Source organism: Novosphingobium sp. BL-A-41-Hi4B-X5A, assembly GCF_055521705.1.
This window is the reverse complement of sequence record NZ_CM145500.1, coordinates 693,105-711,198: the sequence shown is the minus strand read 5'-3', so window position 1 is coordinate 711,198 and position 18,094 is coordinate 693,105. Positions and strand designations below refer to the sequence as shown.

General features: G+C 63.9%; 15 protein-coding genes and 5 tRNA genes. 12 read left to right on the top strand and 8 right to left on the bottom strand.

Annotated elements, in window-relative coordinates; genetic code table 11:
- Nucleotides 1-108: 108 nt before the first annotated feature.
- Nucleotides 109-432: a hypothetical protein gene (locus tag ACZ1JY_RS03265; protein ID WP_118073800.1), complete on the top strand. Its 324-nt coding sequence runs from the start codon at nt 109-111 to the stop codon at nt 430-432.
- A gap of 76 nt (nt 433-508) precedes the next feature.
- Here the strand turns inward: ACZ1JY_RS03265 and ACZ1JY_RS03260 are convergent.
- Nucleotides 509-583, bottom strand: a tRNA-Asn gene (locus tag ACZ1JY_RS03260).
- An 80-nt stretch (nt 584-663) separates the two neighbouring features.
- Complete coding sequence (locus ACZ1JY_RS03255; protein WP_465130341.1) at nt 664-1,443, bottom strand: NAD kinase; 780 nt, start codon at nt 1,441-1,443, stop codon at nt 664-666.
- 151 nt (nt 1,444-1,594) lie between these two features.
- Between ACZ1JY_RS03255 and ACZ1JY_RS03250 the strand changes: the two genes are divergently transcribed.
- On the top strand, nt 1,595-2,875 hold the full coding sequence (locus tag ACZ1JY_RS03250) for an EAL domain-containing protein (RefSeq protein ID WP_465130340.1): 1,281 nt from the start codon (nt 1,595-1,597) through the stop codon (nt 2,873-2,875).
- Here ACZ1JY_RS03250 and mfd read toward each other — a convergent pair.
- The 3 genes from mfd to ACZ1JY_RS03235 all read right to left on the bottom strand — a co-directional run bounded on the left by mfd (nt 2,872) and on the right by ACZ1JY_RS03235 (nt 7,176).
- The gene (gene mfd / locus ACZ1JY_RS03245; protein ID WP_465130339.1) at nt 2,872-6,366 is read right to left on the bottom strand and encodes a transcription-repair coupling factor; all 3,495 of its coding nucleotides are present in this window, start codon (nt 6,364-6,366) and stop codon (nt 2,872-2,874) included. The two genes, ACZ1JY_RS03250 and mfd, sit on opposite strands and share 4 nt — an antisense overlap.
- Before the next feature lie 27 nt (nt 6,367-6,393).
- Entirely contained in the window at nt 6,394-6,675 is a 282-nt protein-coding gene (locus ACZ1JY_RS03240) for an FAD assembly factor SdhE (protein ID WP_118073804.1), read from the bottom strand.
- Between the two features lie 114 nt (nt 6,676-6,789).
- The gene (locus ACZ1JY_RS03235; RefSeq protein ID WP_118073805.1) at nt 6,790-7,176 is read right to left on the bottom strand and encodes a host attachment protein; all 387 of its coding nucleotides are present in this window, start codon (nt 7,174-7,176) and stop codon (nt 6,790-6,792) included.
- Nucleotides 7,177-7,322: 146 nt separating this feature from the next.
- Between ACZ1JY_RS03235 and recG the strand changes: the two genes are divergently transcribed.
- Nucleotides 7,323-9,380, top strand: a complete 2,058-nt coding sequence (gene recG / locus ACZ1JY_RS03230; protein WP_465130944.1) for an ATP-dependent DNA helicase RecG — start codon at nt 7,323-7,325, stop codon at nt 9,378-9,380.
- A 59-nt stretch (nt 9,381-9,439) separates the two neighbouring features.
- Here recG and ACZ1JY_RS03225 read toward each other — a convergent pair whose 3' ends face one another.
- Together ACZ1JY_RS03225 and ACZ1JY_RS03220 are read right to left on the bottom strand one after the other, a co-directional pair.
- Nucleotides 9,440-10,045: a hypothetical protein gene (locus ACZ1JY_RS03225; RefSeq protein ID WP_465130338.1), complete on the bottom strand. Its 606-nt coding sequence runs from the start codon at nt 10,043-10,045 to the stop codon at nt 9,440-9,442.
- A gap of 204 nt (nt 10,046-10,249) precedes the next feature.
- Nucleotides 10,250-10,326 (bottom strand) — tRNA-Pro (locus tag ACZ1JY_RS03220).
- A 152-nt stretch (nt 10,327-10,478) separates the two neighbouring features.
- On the opposite strand from ACZ1JY_RS03220, the gene thyA reads away from it, so the two are divergent.
- From thyA to ACZ1JY_RS03175, 9 genes are all read left to right on the top strand, one after another.
- Nucleotides 10,479-11,423 carry a thymidylate synthase gene (gene thyA, locus ACZ1JY_RS03215; protein WP_465130337.1) on the top strand — a complete coding sequence of 315 codons (945 nt, stop codon included), beginning with the start codon at nt 10,479-10,481 and terminating at the stop codon, nt 11,421-11,423.
- 145 nt (nt 11,424-11,568) lie between these two features.
- Entirely contained in the window at nt 11,569-12,591 is a 1,023-nt protein-coding gene (locus tag ACZ1JY_RS03210) for a VOC family protein (protein ID WP_465130336.1), read from the top strand.
- 238 nt (nt 12,592-12,829) lie between these two features.
- On the top strand, nt 12,830-14,125 hold the full coding sequence (locus tag ACZ1JY_RS03205) for a thiamine pyrophosphate-dependent enzyme (protein ID WP_465130335.1): 1,296 nt from the start codon (nt 12,830-12,832) through the stop codon (nt 14,123-14,125).
- The gene (locus ACZ1JY_RS03200; protein WP_465130334.1) at nt 14,122-15,177 is read left to right on the top strand and encodes an alpha-ketoacid dehydrogenase subunit beta; all 1,056 of its coding nucleotides are present in this window, start codon (nt 14,122-14,124) and stop codon (nt 15,175-15,177) included. The genes ACZ1JY_RS03205 and ACZ1JY_RS03200 overlap by 4 nt, the downstream gene beginning before the upstream one ends.
- A gap of 5 nt (nt 15,178-15,182) precedes the next feature.
- Nucleotides 15,183-16,517, top strand: a complete 1,335-nt coding sequence (locus ACZ1JY_RS03195; RefSeq protein ID WP_465130333.1) for a dihydrolipoamide acetyltransferase family protein — start codon at nt 15,183-15,185, stop codon at nt 16,515-16,517.
- 29 nt (nt 16,518-16,546) lie between these two features.
- Nucleotides 16,547-17,119: a YdeI/OmpD-associated family protein gene (locus tag ACZ1JY_RS03190; protein ID WP_465130332.1), complete on the top strand. Its 573-nt coding sequence runs from the start codon at nt 16,547-16,549 to the stop codon at nt 17,117-17,119.
- A 104-nt stretch (nt 17,120-17,223) separates the two neighbouring features.
- Nucleotides 17,224-17,300: transfer RNA gene (locus tag ACZ1JY_RS03185), tRNA-Asp, on the top strand.
- A 138-nt stretch (nt 17,301-17,438) separates the two neighbouring features.
- Nucleotides 17,439-17,515: transfer RNA gene (locus ACZ1JY_RS03180), tRNA-Asp, on the top strand.
- 42 nt (nt 17,516-17,557) lie between these two features.
- Nucleotides 17,558-17,634: transfer RNA gene (locus ACZ1JY_RS03175), tRNA-Asp, on the top strand.
- Between the two features lie 55 nt (nt 17,635-17,689).
- Here ACZ1JY_RS03175 and ACZ1JY_RS03170 read toward each other — a convergent pair.
- On the bottom strand, nt 17,690-18,067 hold the full coding sequence (locus ACZ1JY_RS03170; RefSeq protein ID WP_118073875.1) for a limonene-1,2-epoxide hydrolase family protein: 378 nt from the start codon (nt 18,065-18,067) through the stop codon (nt 17,690-17,692).
- Between the last annotated feature and the right edge of the window lie 27 nt (nt 18,068-18,094).

Sequence of the window (18,094 nt, the reverse complement as noted above, 5' to 3'; positions counted from 1 at the left end):
AGCTTTCATTTCCGCTACGTAAAGGCCCGCAGGTGATCCTGCGGGCTGAACTTTGCGGTTAACGGGCCGTCCTCAATCCTGTCGGAAACACAGGATCGGAGATGCGCAATGTGGCTTGAGAACAACGGCACGGCACGCCGCTCTCCGTGGTCTCCGGCCGTTCCTGAAAGCCCGATCCCGGCGGCCTATCGCCGCGGCATCTTCAGGGCCAAGGTTAACGCCCACGAATTGACCAGCACGCACGCGCAGATCGAATGCCTGGAGAATCCGAGCCCGGGCACCATGGTTTGGCTGACTTTCACGGGTCTCGAATCACGGGCGGCGATCGTGGAGGAAAGTGCAGCGTTCCGGATCAGGCTGCGGTTCGTCGAACCATTTCATCCCGCAGTGCTCGATGCCATCCTGCAGGGCCGATTGGGCGCTTTCCACTGAGGCAAAGGCAAAGCCGACACACGTCCGGCGCCCCGATGGAGGGGTGAGCCATGCCGCTGAATTGTCTGGAGGAAAATGGCTCCCTGAGTAGGATTCGAACCTACGGCCGCTCGATTAACAGTCGAGAGCTCTACCGCTGAGCTATCAGGGAGCAGCCCCAGTTCCCCGGGGCAGGAGCGCGCTAATAACAGGCGATTCCGGTTTGGCAAGCACCTGTTTCGAGATTTTTGCTCAGACCATGAATTGCTCGGCGAAGATGCGGTCTTCGAGGCTCTGCCCGCGGTCGAACATCAGGGTCAGGCGGTGTTCGGGCCAGGCCTTCACGCGCACTTCGCGCACGTCGCGCACTTCCTTCTGGTCGGCCACGACCAGCACCGGCCGCTTCACCGATTCGAGCGCCTTGAACACGATCTCGTAAGTGTCGGGCAGAATCGCGCCGCGCCAGCGACGGGGACGGAAAGGGCTGATCGGCGTGAGCGCCAGCATGCTGGACGACAATGGCAGGATCGGGCCATTGGCCGACAGGTTGTAGGCGGTGGAGCCGGCGGGCGTGGCAACGAGCACGCCGTCGCAGGCGAGTTCGGGCATGCGCACCTTGCCGTTGACGCTGACCTCGAGCTTGGCGGTCTGGCGGGTTTCGCGCAGGATCGAGACTTCATTGATCGCGCAGACGGAATGTTCTTCGTCGGAATTGGTTATGGCGGTCATGCGCAAGGGCGAGACCGAGATCTGGGTGGCCTTCGCCAGCCGCTCTTCGATGCCGCGGCTCGACCGGTACTTGTTCATCAGGAAGCCGACCGTGCCAAGGTTGAGCCCGAAGGCCGGCACGACGTGATCGATATCGAGCATGTGGTGCAAGGTCTGCAGCATGAAGCCATCGCCGCCGATCACCACGGCTGCCTCGGCCTGATCGAGAGGAACCCAGCTTCGGCTCTTGAGCAGGCCATCATAGGCGTCCTGGGCGCGCTCGCTGGGCGAGGCCACAAGCGCTAGGCGGGTGAAGTCCGGCATCAGTATCAAAGCCCCTATCTGACGCGACTGCATCGTACCGCAGTGGGGATATGGGGCGAACCTTGGCCGCGCAATGCACAAAAGCACTGGAGCGGCGGCCCGCCGCGAACGGGGAACGCTTTGGCAAGGTTCCGCTGCTATTCGATGCCGGATGCCTCACCGCCTGACCTTGCCGGATGCCGATGCTGGCCGGGATGCCCTCACCGGCTTGCCGGGACTGGCTGCGGCGAGATCGTGGCTGGCGCGGCATGAGCCGGACTTTGTCCATGCCATGCTGGTCGGTCTGCACCGCCTGAGTTCGGTCAACCTGGCTTATGGCCATGCGGGCGGAGACATCGCGCTGGCTGAAATAGGGCGACGAATCGCCGATTTTGCAGTCGAGGAACTGGACCCGGGATCAATGGTAGCACGTGTGGGGGGCGGGGAGTTCCTGATTGCCAGCGACGGCACTATCAGTCGCGAGCGCTGGCAATGGCTGGCCGAAGCGTTGACGCGCCGCATCTCGCGCGGTCTGCCGGTGCGGGGCGAGGTGCTGCATCTGGTTCCGCGCACAGCGCTGCTGCGCGGAGTCCCGGGCGAGGCCGGCGCGGCGATGATCGACCGGTTGGATCAGGCGCTCGGCGCAGTGCAGCAGCAAGCGGGACGCCGCATTCTCTGGGCCGATGGCTCCCATCGGGCGCGGGGGCGGAGCGCGGCGCGGCTTGAAGCCGATCTGATCGGGGCCATGGCGCGGGACGAGATCGGGATTGTGTTCCAGCCACAGTATCGGGTGGCTGACGGTGCGCTTGTTGGCGTTGAGGCCCTGGCGCGGTGGGACCATGCCCAGCTTGGCCGGATCGGAGCGGAGACGCTGTTCGCCATTGCCGAGCGTGGCGATCATGTGGCGCAGCTCTCCCGGCATATCGCGGGCAAGGCATTGGCGGCGGCGGTGGATTGGGACACGCTGGCGTTGTCGCTCAACGTAACCGCAGAGGATCTCGCAAGCGACGCGTTCGCGGTGGACTTTCGCGAGTTGCTGACCGGAACCGGGTTCGTGCCGACGAGGCTTACACTGGAAGTGACCGAGCATGCGCTGGTGGCGGACTTCGCCCAATCGGCAGCGGCACTGGCGGAGCTGGCTTCCGCGGGCGTGCGCATCGCGCTCGATGATTTCGGGACGGGCTATGCAAACTTCCGCACGCTGAAGTCGTTGCCGCTCGATACGATCAAGCTCGACGCATCCATGGTCCGAGACGTGGACAGCGATCCGCGCGACAGGGCGATCCTGACGGCGATCGTTGCGATGGCGCGTGCGCTCGGGCTCAAGATCGTGTGCGAAGGCGTCGAGCGTGAGAGCCAGCTGGCGGTGCTGCAGCAAGAGGGCTGCGACACGTTCCAGGGTTTCCTGCGATCAGGGCCAATCAGTGCCGCAGAGGTCAGTGCGCTGCTTTAGGCCGCCTTCTTGGCCCGCTTCACGATCGCAGCCAGACCCTTGGTCATCTGCACCAGACCGTTGAGCCGACCTTCTGCGGTGCCCCATGCGCGAGTGATGACCAGCTTGTTGTCGGGACGCAGCTTGGCAACGCCATTGAGCCGCTCGACATAGCCGATGAGGCCGACCGGGTCGGGGAAGGTATCCTTGTGGAAGCTGACCAGCGCGCCCTTGGGGCCGACGTCGATCTTGGCGATGTTGGCGGCGATGGCCTGGCGCTTGACCTCGATCAGGCGCAGCAGGTTCTGCGTCGGGGCGGGCAGGGGGCCGAAGCGGTCGATCATTTCGGCGGCGAGGGCCTCGACGGCGTCCGGGCCTTCGGCGTCGTTCATGCGGCGGTACAGGGCCATGCGCACGGCAAGGTCGGGGACGTAATCCTCCGGGATCATGATCGGTGCGTCGAGCGTGATCTGCGGGCTCAGCGCCTCGCGTTCGCGGGCAAGGCCGATGTCGCCAGCCTTGGCGGCAAGGATCGCATCCTCGAGCATCGACTGATAAAGTTCGAAGCCGACTTCCTTGATGTGGCCAGACTGTTCGTCGCCCAACAGGTTGCCGGCGCCGCGAATGTCGAGGTCGTGGCTGGCAAGCTGGAAGCCGGCGCCGAGGCTGTCGAGATCGCCGAGGACCTTGAGCCGCTTTTCAGCGACTTCAGACAGGGCCATGTCCTCTGGCACGGTGAGATAGGCGTAAGCACGGATCTTGCCCCGACCGACACGTCCGCGCAGCTGGTAGAGCTGGGCGAGCCCGAAGCGGTCGGCGCGGTGGATAACGATCGTGTTGGCCGAGGGAATGTCGATGCCGCTCTCGACGATCGTGGTGGAAAGCAGGACTTCGTACTTCTTTTCGTAGAACGCGCCCATGCGGTCCTCGACCTCGGTCGGGCTCATCTGGCCGTGGGCCGTCACGAAGCGGACCTCGGGGACGTTCAGGCGCAGCCACTCTTCGAGTTCGGGCATATCGGCAATGCGCGGCACGACGATGAAGCTTTGTCCGCCGCGCTGGTGTTCGCGCAGCAAGGCTTCGCGCATGACCATGTCGTCCCACGGCATGACATAGGTACGCACGGCAAGGCGGTCGACCGGCGGGGTCTGGATCGTGGACAGCTCGCGCAGGCCTGACATGGCCATCTGCAGCGTGCGCGGGATTGGCGTGGCGGTGAGGGTAAGGACGTGAACGTCCGCCTTCAGTTCCTTGAGCTTTTCCTTGTGGGTGACGCCGAAGCGCTGTTCCTCGTCAACGATGACAAGGCCAAGACGCTTGAACTCCACCGACTTGGACAGGAGCGCATGGGTGCCGATGACGATGTCGACCTGTCCGCTGGCAAGCCCGGCCTTGGTCTCGCTTGCCTCCTTGGCGGGGACGAGGCGCGAAAGGCGACCGATTTCCAGCGGGAAGCCTTTGAACCGCTCGACGAAGTTCGAATAGTGCTGGCGTGCGAGCAGGGTCGTCGGCGCGATGACCGCAACCTGCACGCCCTGCATGGCCGCGACGAATGCCGCGCGCAGGGCAACCTCGGTCTTCCCGAAGCCGACGTCGCCGCAGACGAGGCGGTCCATCGGCTTGCCTTCGGCCATGTCGCCGAGGACATCGCCGATTGCGCGTTCCTGATCCTCGGTTTCGTCCCATGGGAAGCGATCGACGAAGGGGCCGTAGCTGGCGGGGTCGACGGGAAGCACCGTGCCTTGGCGCAGGGCGCGCTGGGCGGCCGTGGCCATGAGGTGGCCCGCCATTTCAAGGATGCGTTCCCGCATCCGGGCCTTGCGACGCTGCCACGCCTCACCGCCTAGCTTGTCGAGCGCGACGCCATCGGCATCGGAGCCATAGCGCGAGAGGACGTCGAGATTCTCGACCGGGATATAGAGCTTGTCGCCGCCGGAGTATTCGAGCTGGACGCAATCGTGCGGGCTGTCGCCGACGCCGATGGCTTCGAGGCCGAGGTAGCGACCGATGCCGTGGTCCATGTGGACGACGAGGTCGCCCGGCGTGAGCGCGGACAATTCGGCCAGGAACGCGTCGGCGTCCTTGCGCTTCTTCTTGCGGCGGACGAGACGGTCGCCAAGGATGTCCTGCTCGGTCAGCAGTTCCAGATCGTCGCTGGCAAAGCCTTGCTCCAGCGGCAGGACCACGGCAGCAGGCTTGCCCGTGGCGGCAAGGCCGAGCGCTTCCTGCCAGGAATCGGCCATCTGCGGCGTGAACTTGCCGGCTTCGGCCAGTAGTGAGGCGAGGCGCGAGCGGGAGCCGGCGGTATAGGCCGCGATGATCGGCTTCTTGCCGCGCGTGCCCAGCGCCGCAATGTACTTGGCGGCCGCTTCGTAGATGTTGGTGCCGCCTGAAGTGGCGGCAGCGCGTTCCGGCGTGAAATCGTGGGCAGAGCTGAAGCCGAAATCGACAACCTGCTTCGATTCCGGTTCAGCAAAGATCGTGGTGCGGTGCACGGGCCAACCGGCAAGCGCCCGGTCCAGCTCATCACGCGAAAGATAAAGCGCGGTTTCTGCCAGAGGGCGGTAGCTGCCGGGAGCCTTGGACGAGGAATCGAGGCGCGACTGATGATAGTCGGCAATGTCGGCAAAGCGTTGTTCGGCAGCCTTGATCGCTGTCGTGTCGATCAGGACGAGGTCGCCCTCGGCCAAGTGGTCGAACAGCGTGACCAACCGGTCCTCGAACAGCGGGAGCCAGTGCTCCATGCCGGCGAGGCGACGGCCGTCGGTGATAGCCTGATAGAGCGGATCGCCGGTGGCGTTGGCGCCGAACAGTTCGCGGTAGCGGCTGCGGAAGCGCTTGATGCTGTCGTCGTCAAGCAGGGCTTCGCTCGCCGGCAGCAGGAGATGCGTTTCGACCGGCTGCACCGAGCGCTGCGTGTTCGGATCGAACAGGCGCAGGGTTTCAAGCTCGTCGCCGAAGAAGTCCAGACGGAGGCCGTGGTCGAGCCCCGAAGGATAGATGTCGAAGACCGAGCCGCGCACGGCGTATTCGCCCGCGTCGACGACCGTATCGGTGCGCGAATAGCCCTGACGCTGGAGGAGTGCGATCAGGCTCTCGCGACCGATTTCGGTGCCCGGCGAAAGCAGGCGGGTGGATTCGCGGATGCGGAACGGCGTGAGGACACGCTGGAGCGCAGCGTTGATCGTCGTGACAAGCAGTTGCGGGCCGCTGCGCTTGCGTTGCAGCCGCTGTAGCGCGGCGAGGCGGCGGGAACTGACAGACAGCGCCGGGGAGGCACGGTCAAACGGCAGGCAGTCCCATGCCGGAAAGTCAATGACCTCGAGGTCCGGCGCAAAGAATGCGGCGCTTTCGACAATGGCGCGCATCGCGGCCTCGTCGGGCGCGATGAAAACGGCGCGGCCTTTGGCGGCGCGGGCAAGATCGGCCAGAACGAGGGGCTGCGCACCACGCGCGACGGACGAAAGCGTGAGCGGCGTATTGGCCGAGAGGATGCGGGTCAGATCGGACATGGCAGGCTTAACGCGCGAGAGGCGAAATCAGCGCGGGATCTCGACGTAGTCCAGCTTGCGCATGGCATCCATCATCGCACCGGCATACTTTTCGGGCACGGGCTGCGTGCCGAGGGCCCATGCCATGATCTCGACGTCGTCTTCCTCGATCAGGTCTTCGAACCAGGCGACCTGCTCGGCCGTCCAACTGGCGTGGTAGCGGTCGAAGTAGCAGCCGATCATGTAGTCAGCTTCGCGCGTGCCGCGGTGCCAGGCGCGGAAGTGCAGGCGGCGAAGGCTTTCGGGGGCGATGGCAGCAGGCTCGGTCATGCTTTGCCGTTAGGCCGATCAGCCCGGCGAAACAAGGGTGCAAGCCCCATGCGAAAGGGCATCCCGGCGCCGTCCTTCCCCGCGCCGGAATGCCCCATCGCTTGGCCGCGCGCGTTACTTGCCCCGCAGCGCGGCGATGATCTCGGTGGGCTGGCGACCGACCAGGTCCTTGGCCAATTCCTTGATTATGGCGTTCTGGGTGCCCTTGCCGATCTGGTGGCGCAGTTCGCCCAAGGCGCGCGGCGGGGCGATCAGCACGAGCTGGGCGATCTTGTGGCTCTGGACCTGCCGGTTGAGCCAATCTGCCACGGCAGCGCAGTGGGCGGTCTCATCCTGCTGGTGCGGCGATGCGTGGCTGCCGCCACTCGAGTGGTTGTGCTCCACGAGCGCGGGCGTTTCCATGGCCGCGAGGTCGGGGGCGGCGTCGGTTCCGGCGTTGCGGTAGAGCTCCCAAGCCTTGCCATCAACGACGGCAATGACGGCTCCATGAGGGATCAGCATCTGTTGTGCTCCTGCTTTCGTTGTCTTCGCAAGCGACTCAAGCACCAGCGCCGGGCCTCAACCATGCGCTGGGTCAAAAATGGCCGTGAATTTCGCTTTGGGCGGCATTGGCGAAACATGGTCTTGCAGCCTATGTCGAGCGGGCGATGCGTCCTGACCTGCTCAATCCCCTGTTCGCGGAAAGCTCCAGCCTCAAAGGCGTGGGGCCTGGTCTGGCACGCCCGCTCGAGAAGCTGGGGCTGACCCGCGTCAAGGATATCGCTTACCATCTGCCCGATCGCTGGGTGTTGCGGCGGGCGGTCGCCAATCTCGACGAGGCCGGGGTGGGGGAGCAGATCGTGCTGCCGCTGACGGTTCGGGACTACCGGCAGTCGGCCGGACGCGGGCCGTTCAGGGTCATGGCCGAGGATGCCGTGGGCAACTATGTCGCGCTTACCTACTTCGGGCGAGCGGCCTACACCGCCAAGAAGCAGCTGCCGTTGGGTGAGAAGCGCTGGGTGGCGGGCAGGCTCGACCAGTTCGGGCAGACGTGGCAGATCGTCCATCCCGATCATGTCAGCGAGGACAGTGCGGGCATGCTCGGCCAGCTGAACGAGCCGGTTTACCCGCTTTCGGAAGGGCTGACGCAGGGGCGGGTTCAAGCCTTGGTGGCGCAGTCGCTGGCGCACCTGCCCAGGCTTCCGGAATGGATCGAGCCGGGCCTTATGGCGCGGATGGACTGGCCAACGTGGGACGCAGCGCTTCAGGCTGCACACAAGGCCGAGGACAAGCTGGCAAAGGACCGGCTCGCCTATGACGAACTGCTGGCCAACAGCCTTGCCCTGATGCTGGTGCGGGAGAGCAATCGCGCGAAGAAGGGCACGCCGCTGCATGGCGACGGGCGGCTGCGGGCAATGCTCAATCTGCCGTTCGAACTGACCGGCGCGCAGAAGCGCTCAATTGCCGAGATCGAAAACGACATGGCGCAAGGCGCGCCGATGCTGCGATTGCTGCAAGGCGATGTCGGATCGGGCAAGACTGCAGTGGCGCTCAACGCCATGCTGATCGCGGTGGAGGCGGGCGGACAGGCGGCGCTGCTGGCGCCGACCGAGATCCTGGCGCGCCAGCATGCCGAGACCCTGACGCGGATGGCAGCGGGCACAGGCGTGAACATCGCGCTGTTGACAGGACGCGACAAAGGCAAGGCGCGCGAATCGATCCTGATGGGCTTGCTCGATGGATCGATCGACATTTGCGTCGGCACTCACGCGATCTTTCAGGACGCTGTGGCCTATCGCAATCTGGCGCTGGTGGTGATCGATGAACAGCACCGCTTCGGTGTTGGGCAGCGGCTCATGCTGACGCAGAAAGCACGGCGCACGCCGCACTGCCTTGCCATGACGGCAACGCCGATTCCGCGCACGCTGACATTGGCGCAATATGGAGAGATGGACGTCTCGCGGCTTGATGAAATGCCGCCCGGGCGCCAGGCCATCGACACCCGCGTGATTTCCACCGAGCGTCTTGCCGATGTGGTCGAGGGGGTTGCGCGGCACATTGCGAAGGGGGCGCAGGCCTATTGGGTCTGTCCGATGGTGCGCGAGCTGGAAACCGAGGACATAGCCGCAGCAGAGGCACGCTATGCTGCGCTGAAAGAGCGGTTCGGGGATACCGTGGTCATGGTCCACGGCCAGTTGCGGCCCGAAGCCAAGGACGCGGCGATGGAGCAGTTTGCCCGCGGGGACGCGCAGTTGCTGGTGGCGACGACGGTGATCGAGGTCGGCGTCGACGTGCCGAACGCGACGCTGATGGTGATCGAGCAGGCCGAGCGCTTCGGTCTTGCCCAGTTGCACCAACTGCGCGGGCGCGTCGGGCGCGGCAGCCAGCAATCGACCTGCCTGCTGCTGCGGGGCGAGGCTCTGTCGGAGACGGGGCGCGAGCGACTCGCGCTGATGCGGGAGACTCAGGACGGGTTTCGCCTGGCCGAGGAAGACTTGCGGTTGCGTGGCGGTGGGGAGCTGCTCGGCACCCGGCAATCGGGCGACACGCCGTTCAAAGTGGCGGACTTCGAACAGATCTCGCGGTTGCTGCCGCTGGCGCATGACGACGCCCGATTGCTGATGGAGCGCGATGGCGGGCTGTCGTCGCCAAGAGGCGAAGCGGCCCGTGTGTTGCTCTATCTGTTCGAGCGCGATTGGGGCGTGCAGCTGCTCAGGGGCGGTTGAGGGAACGGGTTGGGGCGGCGCGAAAAAGGGGGAAACACGCCGCCCGCTCCCTGAATGGCTTACTTGCCAGCGGGCTTCGCGGCCGCTGCATCCGCGCTCTGGCCCGCGCTCTTGGTAGCGTCAGCGAAGGCTTGGGCGGTCATGCCGATCATCAGGCCGGAGGCGCCCTTGGCGACGGAAGTCTTCGGCAGCTTGACGCGAACTGCGCCAGCGTCGAGCACGAACTCGGTATCGGTCACTTCAGCAACCTTGCCGAGCTGGGTGGTGCCGTCGGACGCATAGACCGGGGCATCGACGACGATTGCGGCAGCCGTATCAGCCTTTGCGGCTGCGGCAGCCTTTTCGGCAGCGGCGTCGAGTTCAACCTTGGTCATGCCGAGGACCGGACCCTTGGGGCCGGTGCCGAGTGCAGTCAGCGCCAAGGTGGCAGTGTTCTTGCCGGTGTCGATCACGAAGTTGGGCGCGTTTACGCTCTTGATCTTGCCGACTTCGGCTCCTGCGGCGTCGTAGACTACGGCGCCGACGGTCGGCGTGGCCGCCGTCGGCGCTGCCGAGGCGGCTCCGGCGGTGGTTTCGGTGCCAGCGGCTGCGTCTTGTGCGCTTGCTGCGGTGGCAAGGGGGACTGTGGCGACGAGAAGGGCAACGGTCAGCTTGCGGATTGTCACGAGTAAAGTTCCTGTCCAGTTGATTGGCTAACCCGGACAAGGTCGTCGTTGTTGTTCCCCAGCGGAACCCGTCTTGCGACTTTGCGAGACGGAATTGCGGGCGAAATGAAGGAGTTGTGGCAGGCGAGCGACGAACTGAGCTGCTTGAACAAACGAAAAGGGCGACCCGAAGGCCGCCCTTTCGATCACCTTTTGAAGGTGAAATGGTCGGGGAAAGAGGATTCGAACCTCCGGCCCCTGCCTCCCGAAGACAGTGCTCTACCAGGCTGAGCTATTCCCCGACCGATCCGCCAACCGGTGACCCGGCTGCGAGGCAGGGGCGCCCTATACGAGGCAGTTCCGAGGCTGGCAAGCGGGTAACGCCAAGTTTTTTCGCCGGGAAATTTCGGCGGCGATTTTGCTCACGCCCGTCTGCGCAGCTAGAAGCGGAGCCATGCCTGAACGCGCCGATTCCGCCCGCCATTTCGAACAGCAGTATCTCGACCTCATGCGCGAGATCTGGGAGTGCGGCGACGAGCGGGTCGATCGTACCGGTGTTGGCACCCGTTCTGTCTTCGGCGCGCAATTGCGCTTCGACCTTGCCGACGGGCGCATGCCCTTGCTGACGACCAAGCGTGTCTACTGGAAAACGGCGACCCGCGAGTTCCTGTGGTTCCTGACGGGCGATACCAACATCCGCAAGCTATGCGCGCAGGGTGTCGAGATCTGGACCGACTGGCCGCTGGAGAAATATCGCAAGGCTTCCGGCGACGACATTTCCCGCGCCGATTTTTCCGCGCGTATTATCGCGGACGAGGCGTTCGCTCGTGAATGGGGTGATCTTGGTCCAGTCTACGGCAAGCAGTGGGTGGACTGGCCGGTCTATGAACCGGCAGGCGATGGCCTGTTTCGCCAGCGCGATCAGGGCGTGAACCAGGTAGCCGACGTGGTCCGCTCGCTGAGGACCAATCCCGGCAGTCGGCGCCATATTGTTGAAGGCTGGAACGTGGCCGAGCTTGACGCGATGGCGCTGCCGCCCTGCCACAAGACCTACCAGTTCCACGTCAGCGGCAATCGCTTGAACGGACTGCTCTATCAACGCAGCTGTGACGTTGCGCTCGGATTGCCATTCAACTTGTGGGGCGCGGCGCTGTTCATCCGTCTGCTGGCGCAGCAGTGCGATCTGGAGCCGGGTGAACTGGTGTGGATGGGGGGCGACACGCATCTCTATCTCAACCACGCCGAGTTGGTTGAAACCCAGCTGGCCCGCACGCCGGAGGGTGAGCCCCGACTTGCCATCCTGCGCCGACCGGACTCGATCTTCGATTACCGGATCGAGGATTTTGAAGTGACCGGTTATGCCCCGCAGGGCGTTATCAAGGCCGAGGTTGCGGTCTGAAGTGGCACTGGGCGAAGCTTTGCCAGTTTTTATTTATGAAATTGATGCATCGCCTTTAAACAATTCATGAACCAGATTTGATCTGGCGCAATATCCTTTGGTGAGAACGCCGCCATTCCCCTGCCAGCAAGGCAGGAGAATTGACGTGGCGATCATTGGCATCAGGCGGCTGACATGGATGGTAGAAGAGGTCGAACCTTGTGTTCGCTTCTTCCGCGACTTCGGGCTGACTTTGATCGAGCATAACGATGTCTCGGCGCTTTTCGAAGCGGCCGACGGCTCACAGTCATTGTTCCTGAAACGTGGCCACCCCGAACTGCCCAAGGGGACGGCGCAAACGACCAAAGGCGTCCATGAATGCGTCTGGGCGGTCGACAACGCGGTGGGGCTGGAACGCTTGAAGGCGCGCTTGAACGGCCTCGCGGAACTGACCACTGATGCTGAGGGCGTGGTTCACCTCGTTACGCCGTTCGGGCAGGCGATCGGGCTGCAAGTGTGGCAACCGCGCGCCGTGTTTGGCGCGCCGACCCCGCAGAACACGGTCGGCCGGATTGCCCGCCTCAACCAGCCACGCAAATGGATCGATCGGGCCGTGCCGAAGCGCACGCACCATTGCGTCTGGACTTTTCCGGACGTGCAGGAGGCGGTCACCTTTTATCGTGACGTCCTTGGCTTCCGCATCACCGACATCCAGAAGGGTTTCGGCGTCTACATGCGGGCGGACGGCTGCTACGAACATCACAACGTGTTTCTGGCCGACGCGCATGCGCCGATGCCGGGCTTCAACGGGACGCTGAAGTTCCACCACGCCAACTGGGAAGTCGAGGACATCGACGAACTGATGGTAGCCAAGAACTATCTTGACCGGCGCGGCTATGCCTATGGTGATTGGAACTGGGGTTTCGGACGGCACCGGCTGACGTCGGCTGCGTTCCTGTACGTGCCGTGTCCGGCAGGTGGCGAGGCGGAATACGGCGCAGATTGCGATTGCGTGGATGACAGCTGGAAGCCCCGCATCTGGGACGGTGCGTTCGGAACGGCGATCTACATGACCAACCTGCCGGACTTCATGAAAGGCGAGCCCAACTGGGATGTTCGGTACGCCGGCCCGGACGAGTTGCACTACCACCCGGCTGAACCTCGGCAACTGGCCGAGGCTGCCGAGTAAGGTCGCAGAACGCTGCAAGGCAGGGCGCTGGAACCGCTTTGGTTCCAGCGCCTTGTGCTATCTGGAGCAAACGTTAGCCTGACCCTGGGGTCTGGAGATGATCCTCGGGCCAGGACAAGGGAGCGAGAAAAGCTCTGTGAAATAAAATAACAAGCGTATATAACTTTGCGTCAGTCATGCTTTTCCATATGGAAAGCGTGATTCGATGTGGGAGAGTTCAGATGCAGGTGTTTGCAGCATGAGCGGAAGCGTGCGCGGCAACATGCCGCCGTTGGCGCTGCATGTGCCGGAACCGAAGTTTCGGCCGGGTGATGCGGTCGATTATTCGCACCTCGAGATCCCGCCTGCTGGTGCGCAGCCGCGCCCTGACGAGCAGTGCCCTGCCGCGGAAACGCAGGGCCTGTGCTTCGACCTGGTTCGCGTGCTGGGCGAGGACCATCGCGCGGTCGGGCCGTGGGATCCGAAGCTCGATGCCGAAACCCTGCGGCGGATGCTTCGCACCATGGCGCTGACCCGCGCGTTTGACGACCGCATGTATCGCGGGCAACGGCAGGGCAAGACCAGCTTCTACATGAAGTGTACCGGGGAAGAGGCAACTTCGGTTGCCCCGGCGATGGCCCTGGCCGCGGACGACATGGTGTTCCCGAGCTACCGCCAGCAGGGCATCCTGATTTCGCGCGGATACCCGATCGTCGAGATGATCAACCAGATCTACTCTAACCGGGCGGACAAGCTGAAGGGCCGTCAGCTGCCGATCATGTATTCGGCGCGCGAAGCATCGTTCTTCACGATCAGCGGCAACCTTGCCACGCAGTATCCGCAGGCGGTGGGCTGGGCGATGGCCAGCGCGATCAAGGGGGACACCCGGATTGCCGCGACCTGGATCGGCGAAGGATCGACGGCCGAGGGCGACTTCCATTCGGCAATGACCTTTGCGACCGTCTATAACGCACCGGTCATCTTCAACGTCGTCAACAACCAGTGGGCGATCTCGAGCTTTTCGGGCTTTGCCGGGGCCGAGCGAACCACGTTTGCCGCCCGCGCCATTGGTTACGGCATGGCCGGCCTGCGGGTGGACGGCAACGATCCGCTGGCCGTCTATGCGGCAACCAAGTGGGCAGCGGATCGCGCTCGTTCCAACGCTGGACCAACATTGATCGAGCACTTCACCTATCGCGCCGAGGGGCATTCGACCTCGGACGATCCGGGCCAGTACCGTTCGGCGCACGAGCGTGAGGAATGGCCGCTCGGTGATCCGATCAACCGGCTCAAGCAGCACCTGATCGCGCTTGGCGAATGGTCAGAAGACCAGCACGCCGAGATGGACCGCGAACTGATGGAGACGGTCAAGTCGGCGACCAAGGAAGCCGAAAAGAACGGCATCCTCGGCCACGGCCTGCATCACCCGTTCCACACCATGTTCGAGGACGTGTTCGAAGACCTGCCCTGGCACCTTCGGGAACAGAGCGAGCAGGCAATCCACGAGCGTCGGGTCAAGTGGCCAGAGTGGTCGGAAGAGGGGAAGCAGCCATGACCCACGAAGAATCACCGGTCAGCCTCGCCGAGGCTCCGACCCGCCGCCTCAACATGATCGAGGCCATCAACGATGCGCTCGACATCATGATGGAGCGCGATCCCAATGTTGTCGTGATGGGCGAGGACGTGGGCTACTTTGGCGGCGTGTTCCGCGCCACGGCGGGCCTGCAGAAGAAGCATGGCAAGACCCGCGTGTTCGATACGCCGATCAGCGAATGCGGGATCATTGGCGTGGCTGTCGGCATGGGTGCCTATGGCCTGCGGCCTGTGCCCGAGATCCAGTTTGCCGATTACATCTATCCGGGGCTCGACCAGCTCGTGTCAGAGGCGGCACGCCTGCGCTATCGATCGGCGGGAGAATTCATCGCGCCGATGACGGTACGTTCGCCCTTTGGTGGCGGCATCTTTGGCGGACAGACGCATAGCCAGAGCCCCGAGGCTCTGTTCACGCACGTTGCCGGTCTGAAAACGGTCGTGCCCAGCAATCCGCATGACGCCAAAGGCCTGCTGATCTCGGCCATCGAAGACAATGATCCCGTCATCTTCTTCGAACCAAAGCGCATCTACAACGGCCCCTTCAACGGCTACTACGACAAGCCGGTGGAGCCGTGGTCGAAGCATGCCGACAGCGCGGTGCCGGAAGGGTACTATTCGATTCCGTTGGGCAAGGCGCGCATCGTCCGCCCCGGCAATGCCTTCACTGTGCTGGCCTATGGAACGATGGTCCACGTCGCAGCCGCTGTCTGCGCCGAGAAGGGCGTGGATGCGGAGATCCTCGACCTGCGCACGCTGGTCCCGCTCGACATCGAGACGGTGGAAAAGTCGGTGGAAAAGACCGGCAAATGCCTGATCGTCCACGAAGCGACGCGCACTTCCGGCTTTGGTGCCGAGCTTTCGGCGCTGGTGCAGGAGCGTTGCTTCTACCACCTCGAAGCCCCGATCGAACGCGTGACCGGCTTTGACACCCCCTATCCCCACAGCCTCGAATGGGCCTACTTCCCCGGCCCGGTCCGCATCGGCGAGGCCATCGACCGCCTGACGAAAGCCTGAGCACCATGGGAACCTATACATTCCGCCTGCCCGATATCGGTGAAGGTATCGCCGAGGCTGAAATCGTCGCTTGGCACGTCGCCGTGGGCGACATGGTCGAGGAAGACGGGCGTCTGGCCGACATGATGACCGACAAGGCCACTGTCGAGATGGAAAGCCCGGTTGCGGGCAAGGTCGTTTCGATCGCTGGCGAAGTCGGCGATGTCGTGGCGATCGGGTCGGCGCTGGTCGTGATCGAAACCGACGGGGAAGGGGAGGCGCACGCGCCTGCTGCGGCGCCAGTTGAGGCGCCTGCTCCGACGGCAGAGGTTGTTGAGGAGCGGATCGAGGTCGAGACACCCGACGAGGCGGATGTGGCGCGGGTAGAGGCTGCTGCACCTCCTCCTTCGCCACCGCCACCGCCACCGCCGGTAGCCACCAAGCCTGCTCCAGCACAAGCGGCAGAGCAAGTCCGGCGCGGCTTTGACGCCAAGGTCCTCGCCAGCCCGGCCGTGCGTCAGCGTGCGCGGGACCTCGGCATCGACCTGTCGGAAGTGCGCCCTTCCGAGGAGGGCCGCGTGCGTCATGCCGACCTTGACCAGTTCCTCGCCTACAACGCCACTGGCGGTTACCGCTCGGCGGGTGCGGAGCGCGGCGACGAGGTGATCAAGGTTATCGGCATGCGCCGCCGCATTGCCGAGAACATGGCGGCGTCGAAGCGCCACATCCCGCACTTCTCCTATGTCGAGGAATGCGATGTCACTGCACTCGAAGTCATGCGCGAACAGCTCAACAGCAGCCGTGGCGACAAGCCGAAGCTGACGATGCTGCCGCTGCTGATCACCGCGATCTGCCGCACCTTGCCGAAGTTCCCGATGATCAATGCCCGGTATGATGACGAAGCAGGGGTGGTGACCCGCTATGGCGCGGTCCATCTCGGCATGGCGGCGCAGACTCCTGCCGGGCTGATGGTACCGGTAATCCGCAACGCGCAGAGCCTCAATCTGTGGCAGTTGGCGCGCGAGATCGGCCGTCTTGCGGAAGCCGCGCGCAGCGGCAGCGCGAAGTCGGAAGAGCTTTCGGGGTCGACGCTCACCGTCACTTCGCTCGGCCCCCTGGGCGGCGTGGCGACGACCCCGGTGATCAACCGTCCGGAAGTGGCGATTATCGGCCCGAACCGGATCATCGAGCGTCCCATGTTCGTGCCTGACGGCATGGGTGGCGAGCGGATCGAGAAGCGCAAGCTGATGAATATCTCGATCAGCTGCGACCATCGCGTGGTCGACGGCCACGATGCCGCCAGCTTTGTTCAGGCGATCAAGAAGCTGATCGAAACGCCGGTGCTGCTGTTGGCCGACTGATGTGATAGATGTGCGGATCGGAGGTGCCCATGCCGACTACCGATCCGCGCATCGATCAGCATATCGCGAACGCTGGCGAGTTTGCCCGTCCGATCCTCGATCGCTTCCGGGCGCTCGTCCATCGCGAAGTGCCCGCCTGCGTCGAAGCGATCAAGTGGGGCATGCCGCACTTTACGGTGGGCGGTAAGAATCTGGCCGGCATGGCGGCGTTCAAGGCGCATGTCTCGATCTTCTTCCATAATAACGAGCAAGCAGGCGGGACCGGGCCGTTTCGCAAGATCGCCTCGCTCGACGAGTTTCCGGACGAGGCCGTCATCGTCGAAAGGTTGCGCTCGGCCATCGCGCGGCTTGCCGCGCCGAAGGCGAAAGTGCCGCTCGCTTCCCGGAAGCCAGTGCCCGAATTGCCCGAGCCCTTCAGCGCTGCTCTGGAAGCCGCAGGGCATTCCGAGCGCTTCGCAGCGATGCCTCCGGGCAAGCGCCGGGAGTACATCGAATGGATCGTCGAGGCAAAGACGCAGCCCACACGGGACAAACGCACCGCACAGGCGGTGGAGTGGATCGGCGAAGGCAAGAGCCGCAGCTGGAAGTACCAGAATTGCTGAGGGCTCGGGCATGGCCCAAGAAAATGGTGATCGGGCTTAAATGCGCGCGGTTGAGCGTTGACAGCCTGCAAAACCTGCCATAGAGGCGGCGCTCCCAACGGCGAGCGGGTGTAGCTCAGTTGGTTAGAGTGCCGGCCTGTCACGCCGGAGGTCGCGGGTTCGAGCCCCGTCACTCGCGCCATTGGGATGACGAAAAAGGCGCCTCCGGGCGCCTTTTTCTTTGCGCGCAATGCTGCGCCCCGTTGTGGAAAAATTCCCGTTTCCAAGCCCGTTGACAGTCCACACCGCCTGCCATAGAGGCGCGGCTTCCAAGAGGTACGCGGGTGTAGCTCAGTTGGTTAGAGTGCCGGCCTGTCACGCCGGAGGTCGCGGGTTCGAGCCCCGTCACTCGCGCCACCACTTGGGAAAGTGTCTTCGCGGCACACCTTTTGACGTTACGCGGGTGTAGCTCAGTTGGTTAGAGTGCCGGCCTGTCACGCCGGAGGTCGCGGGTTCGAGCCCCGTCACTCGCGCCACGTCAGATGCAATGCAAAGGGCGCCACAGGGCGCCCTTTCGCGTTCAGGGCAACGTCATCCTTTGAACGGTGCGGTGTCGAAGTAATCCCGCCACTTTGCGATCTTGCCATCCTTCAGTTCGAAGATGCCCATCAGCCGCAATGACACGAAAGTCTCGCCAGCGGCGTTGATCATGTGATCCACCCGTTCCGTCAGGACCGTGTCACCATTGGCGGCAATCGCCAGCATGTCGACCTTGATGCGTGCAATCCCCATGTCGTTCTCGAACCCCGCGACCAGTGCAAGGCCCTGCTCGATGCCGATGGTATGGGTCATGCCCACGTTCTCGTAATCGGTCTGCTCGGTGAAGTACTCGCGGATCGAGGCGGCAAATCCGCCGGGCTGCTCCCACATCGCGCAGAAGGTTTCGACGGTTTCAATTGGACCAGGCATCGCACTCTCCCCATTGCTTTGGGCAAA

What these genes read in the sequence shown, in the direction of transcription:
- ACZ1JY_RS03265 (WP_118073800.1), top strand. Translation starts at nt 109, where the DNA reads ATGTGGCTTGAGAACAACGGCACGGCACGCCGCTCTCCGTGGTCTCCG.
- ACZ1JY_RS03255 (WP_465130341.1), bottom strand. Translation starts at nt 1,443, where the DNA reads ATGCCGGACTTCACCCGCCTAGCGCTTGTGGCCTCGCCCAGCGAGCGC.
- ACZ1JY_RS03250 (WP_465130340.1), top strand. Translation starts at nt 1,595, where the DNA reads ATGCCTCACCGCCTGACCTTGCCGGATGCCGATGCTGGCCGGGATGCC.
- mfd (WP_465130339.1), bottom strand. Translation starts at nt 6,366, where the DNA reads ATGTCCGATCTGACCCGCATCCTCTCGGCCAATACGCCGCTCACGCTT.
- ACZ1JY_RS03240 (WP_118073804.1), bottom strand. Translation starts at nt 6,675, where the DNA reads ATGACCGAGCCTGCTGCCATCGCCCCCGAAAGCCTTCGCCGCCTGCAC.
- ACZ1JY_RS03235 (WP_118073805.1), bottom strand. Translation starts at nt 7,176, where the DNA reads ATGCTGATCCCTCATGGAGCCGTCATTGCCGTCGTTGATGGCAAGGCT.
- recG (WP_465130944.1), top strand. Translation starts at nt 7,323, where the DNA reads ATGCGTCCTGACCTGCTCAATCCCCTGTTCGCGGAAAGCTCCAGCCTC.
- thyA (WP_465130337.1), top strand. Translation starts at nt 10,479, where the DNA reads ATGCCTGAACGCGCCGATTCCGCCCGCCATTTCGAACAGCAGTATCTC.
- ACZ1JY_RS03205 (WP_465130335.1), top strand. Translation starts at nt 12,830, where the DNA reads ATGAGCGGAAGCGTGCGCGGCAACATGCCGCCGTTGGCGCTGCATGTG.
- ACZ1JY_RS03200 (WP_465130334.1), top strand. Translation starts at nt 14,122, where the DNA reads ATGACCCACGAAGAATCACCGGTCAGCCTCGCCGAGGCTCCGACCCGC.
- ACZ1JY_RS03195 (WP_465130333.1), top strand. Translation starts at nt 15,183, where the DNA reads ATGGGAACCTATACATTCCGCCTGCCCGATATCGGTGAAGGTATCGCC.
- ACZ1JY_RS03190 (WP_465130332.1), top strand. Translation starts at nt 16,547, where the DNA reads ATGCCGACTACCGATCCGCGCATCGATCAGCATATCGCGAACGCTGGC.
- ACZ1JY_RS03170 (WP_118073875.1), bottom strand. Translation starts at nt 18,067, where the DNA reads ATGCCTGGTCCAATTGAAACCGTCGAAACCTTCTGCGCGATGTGGGAG.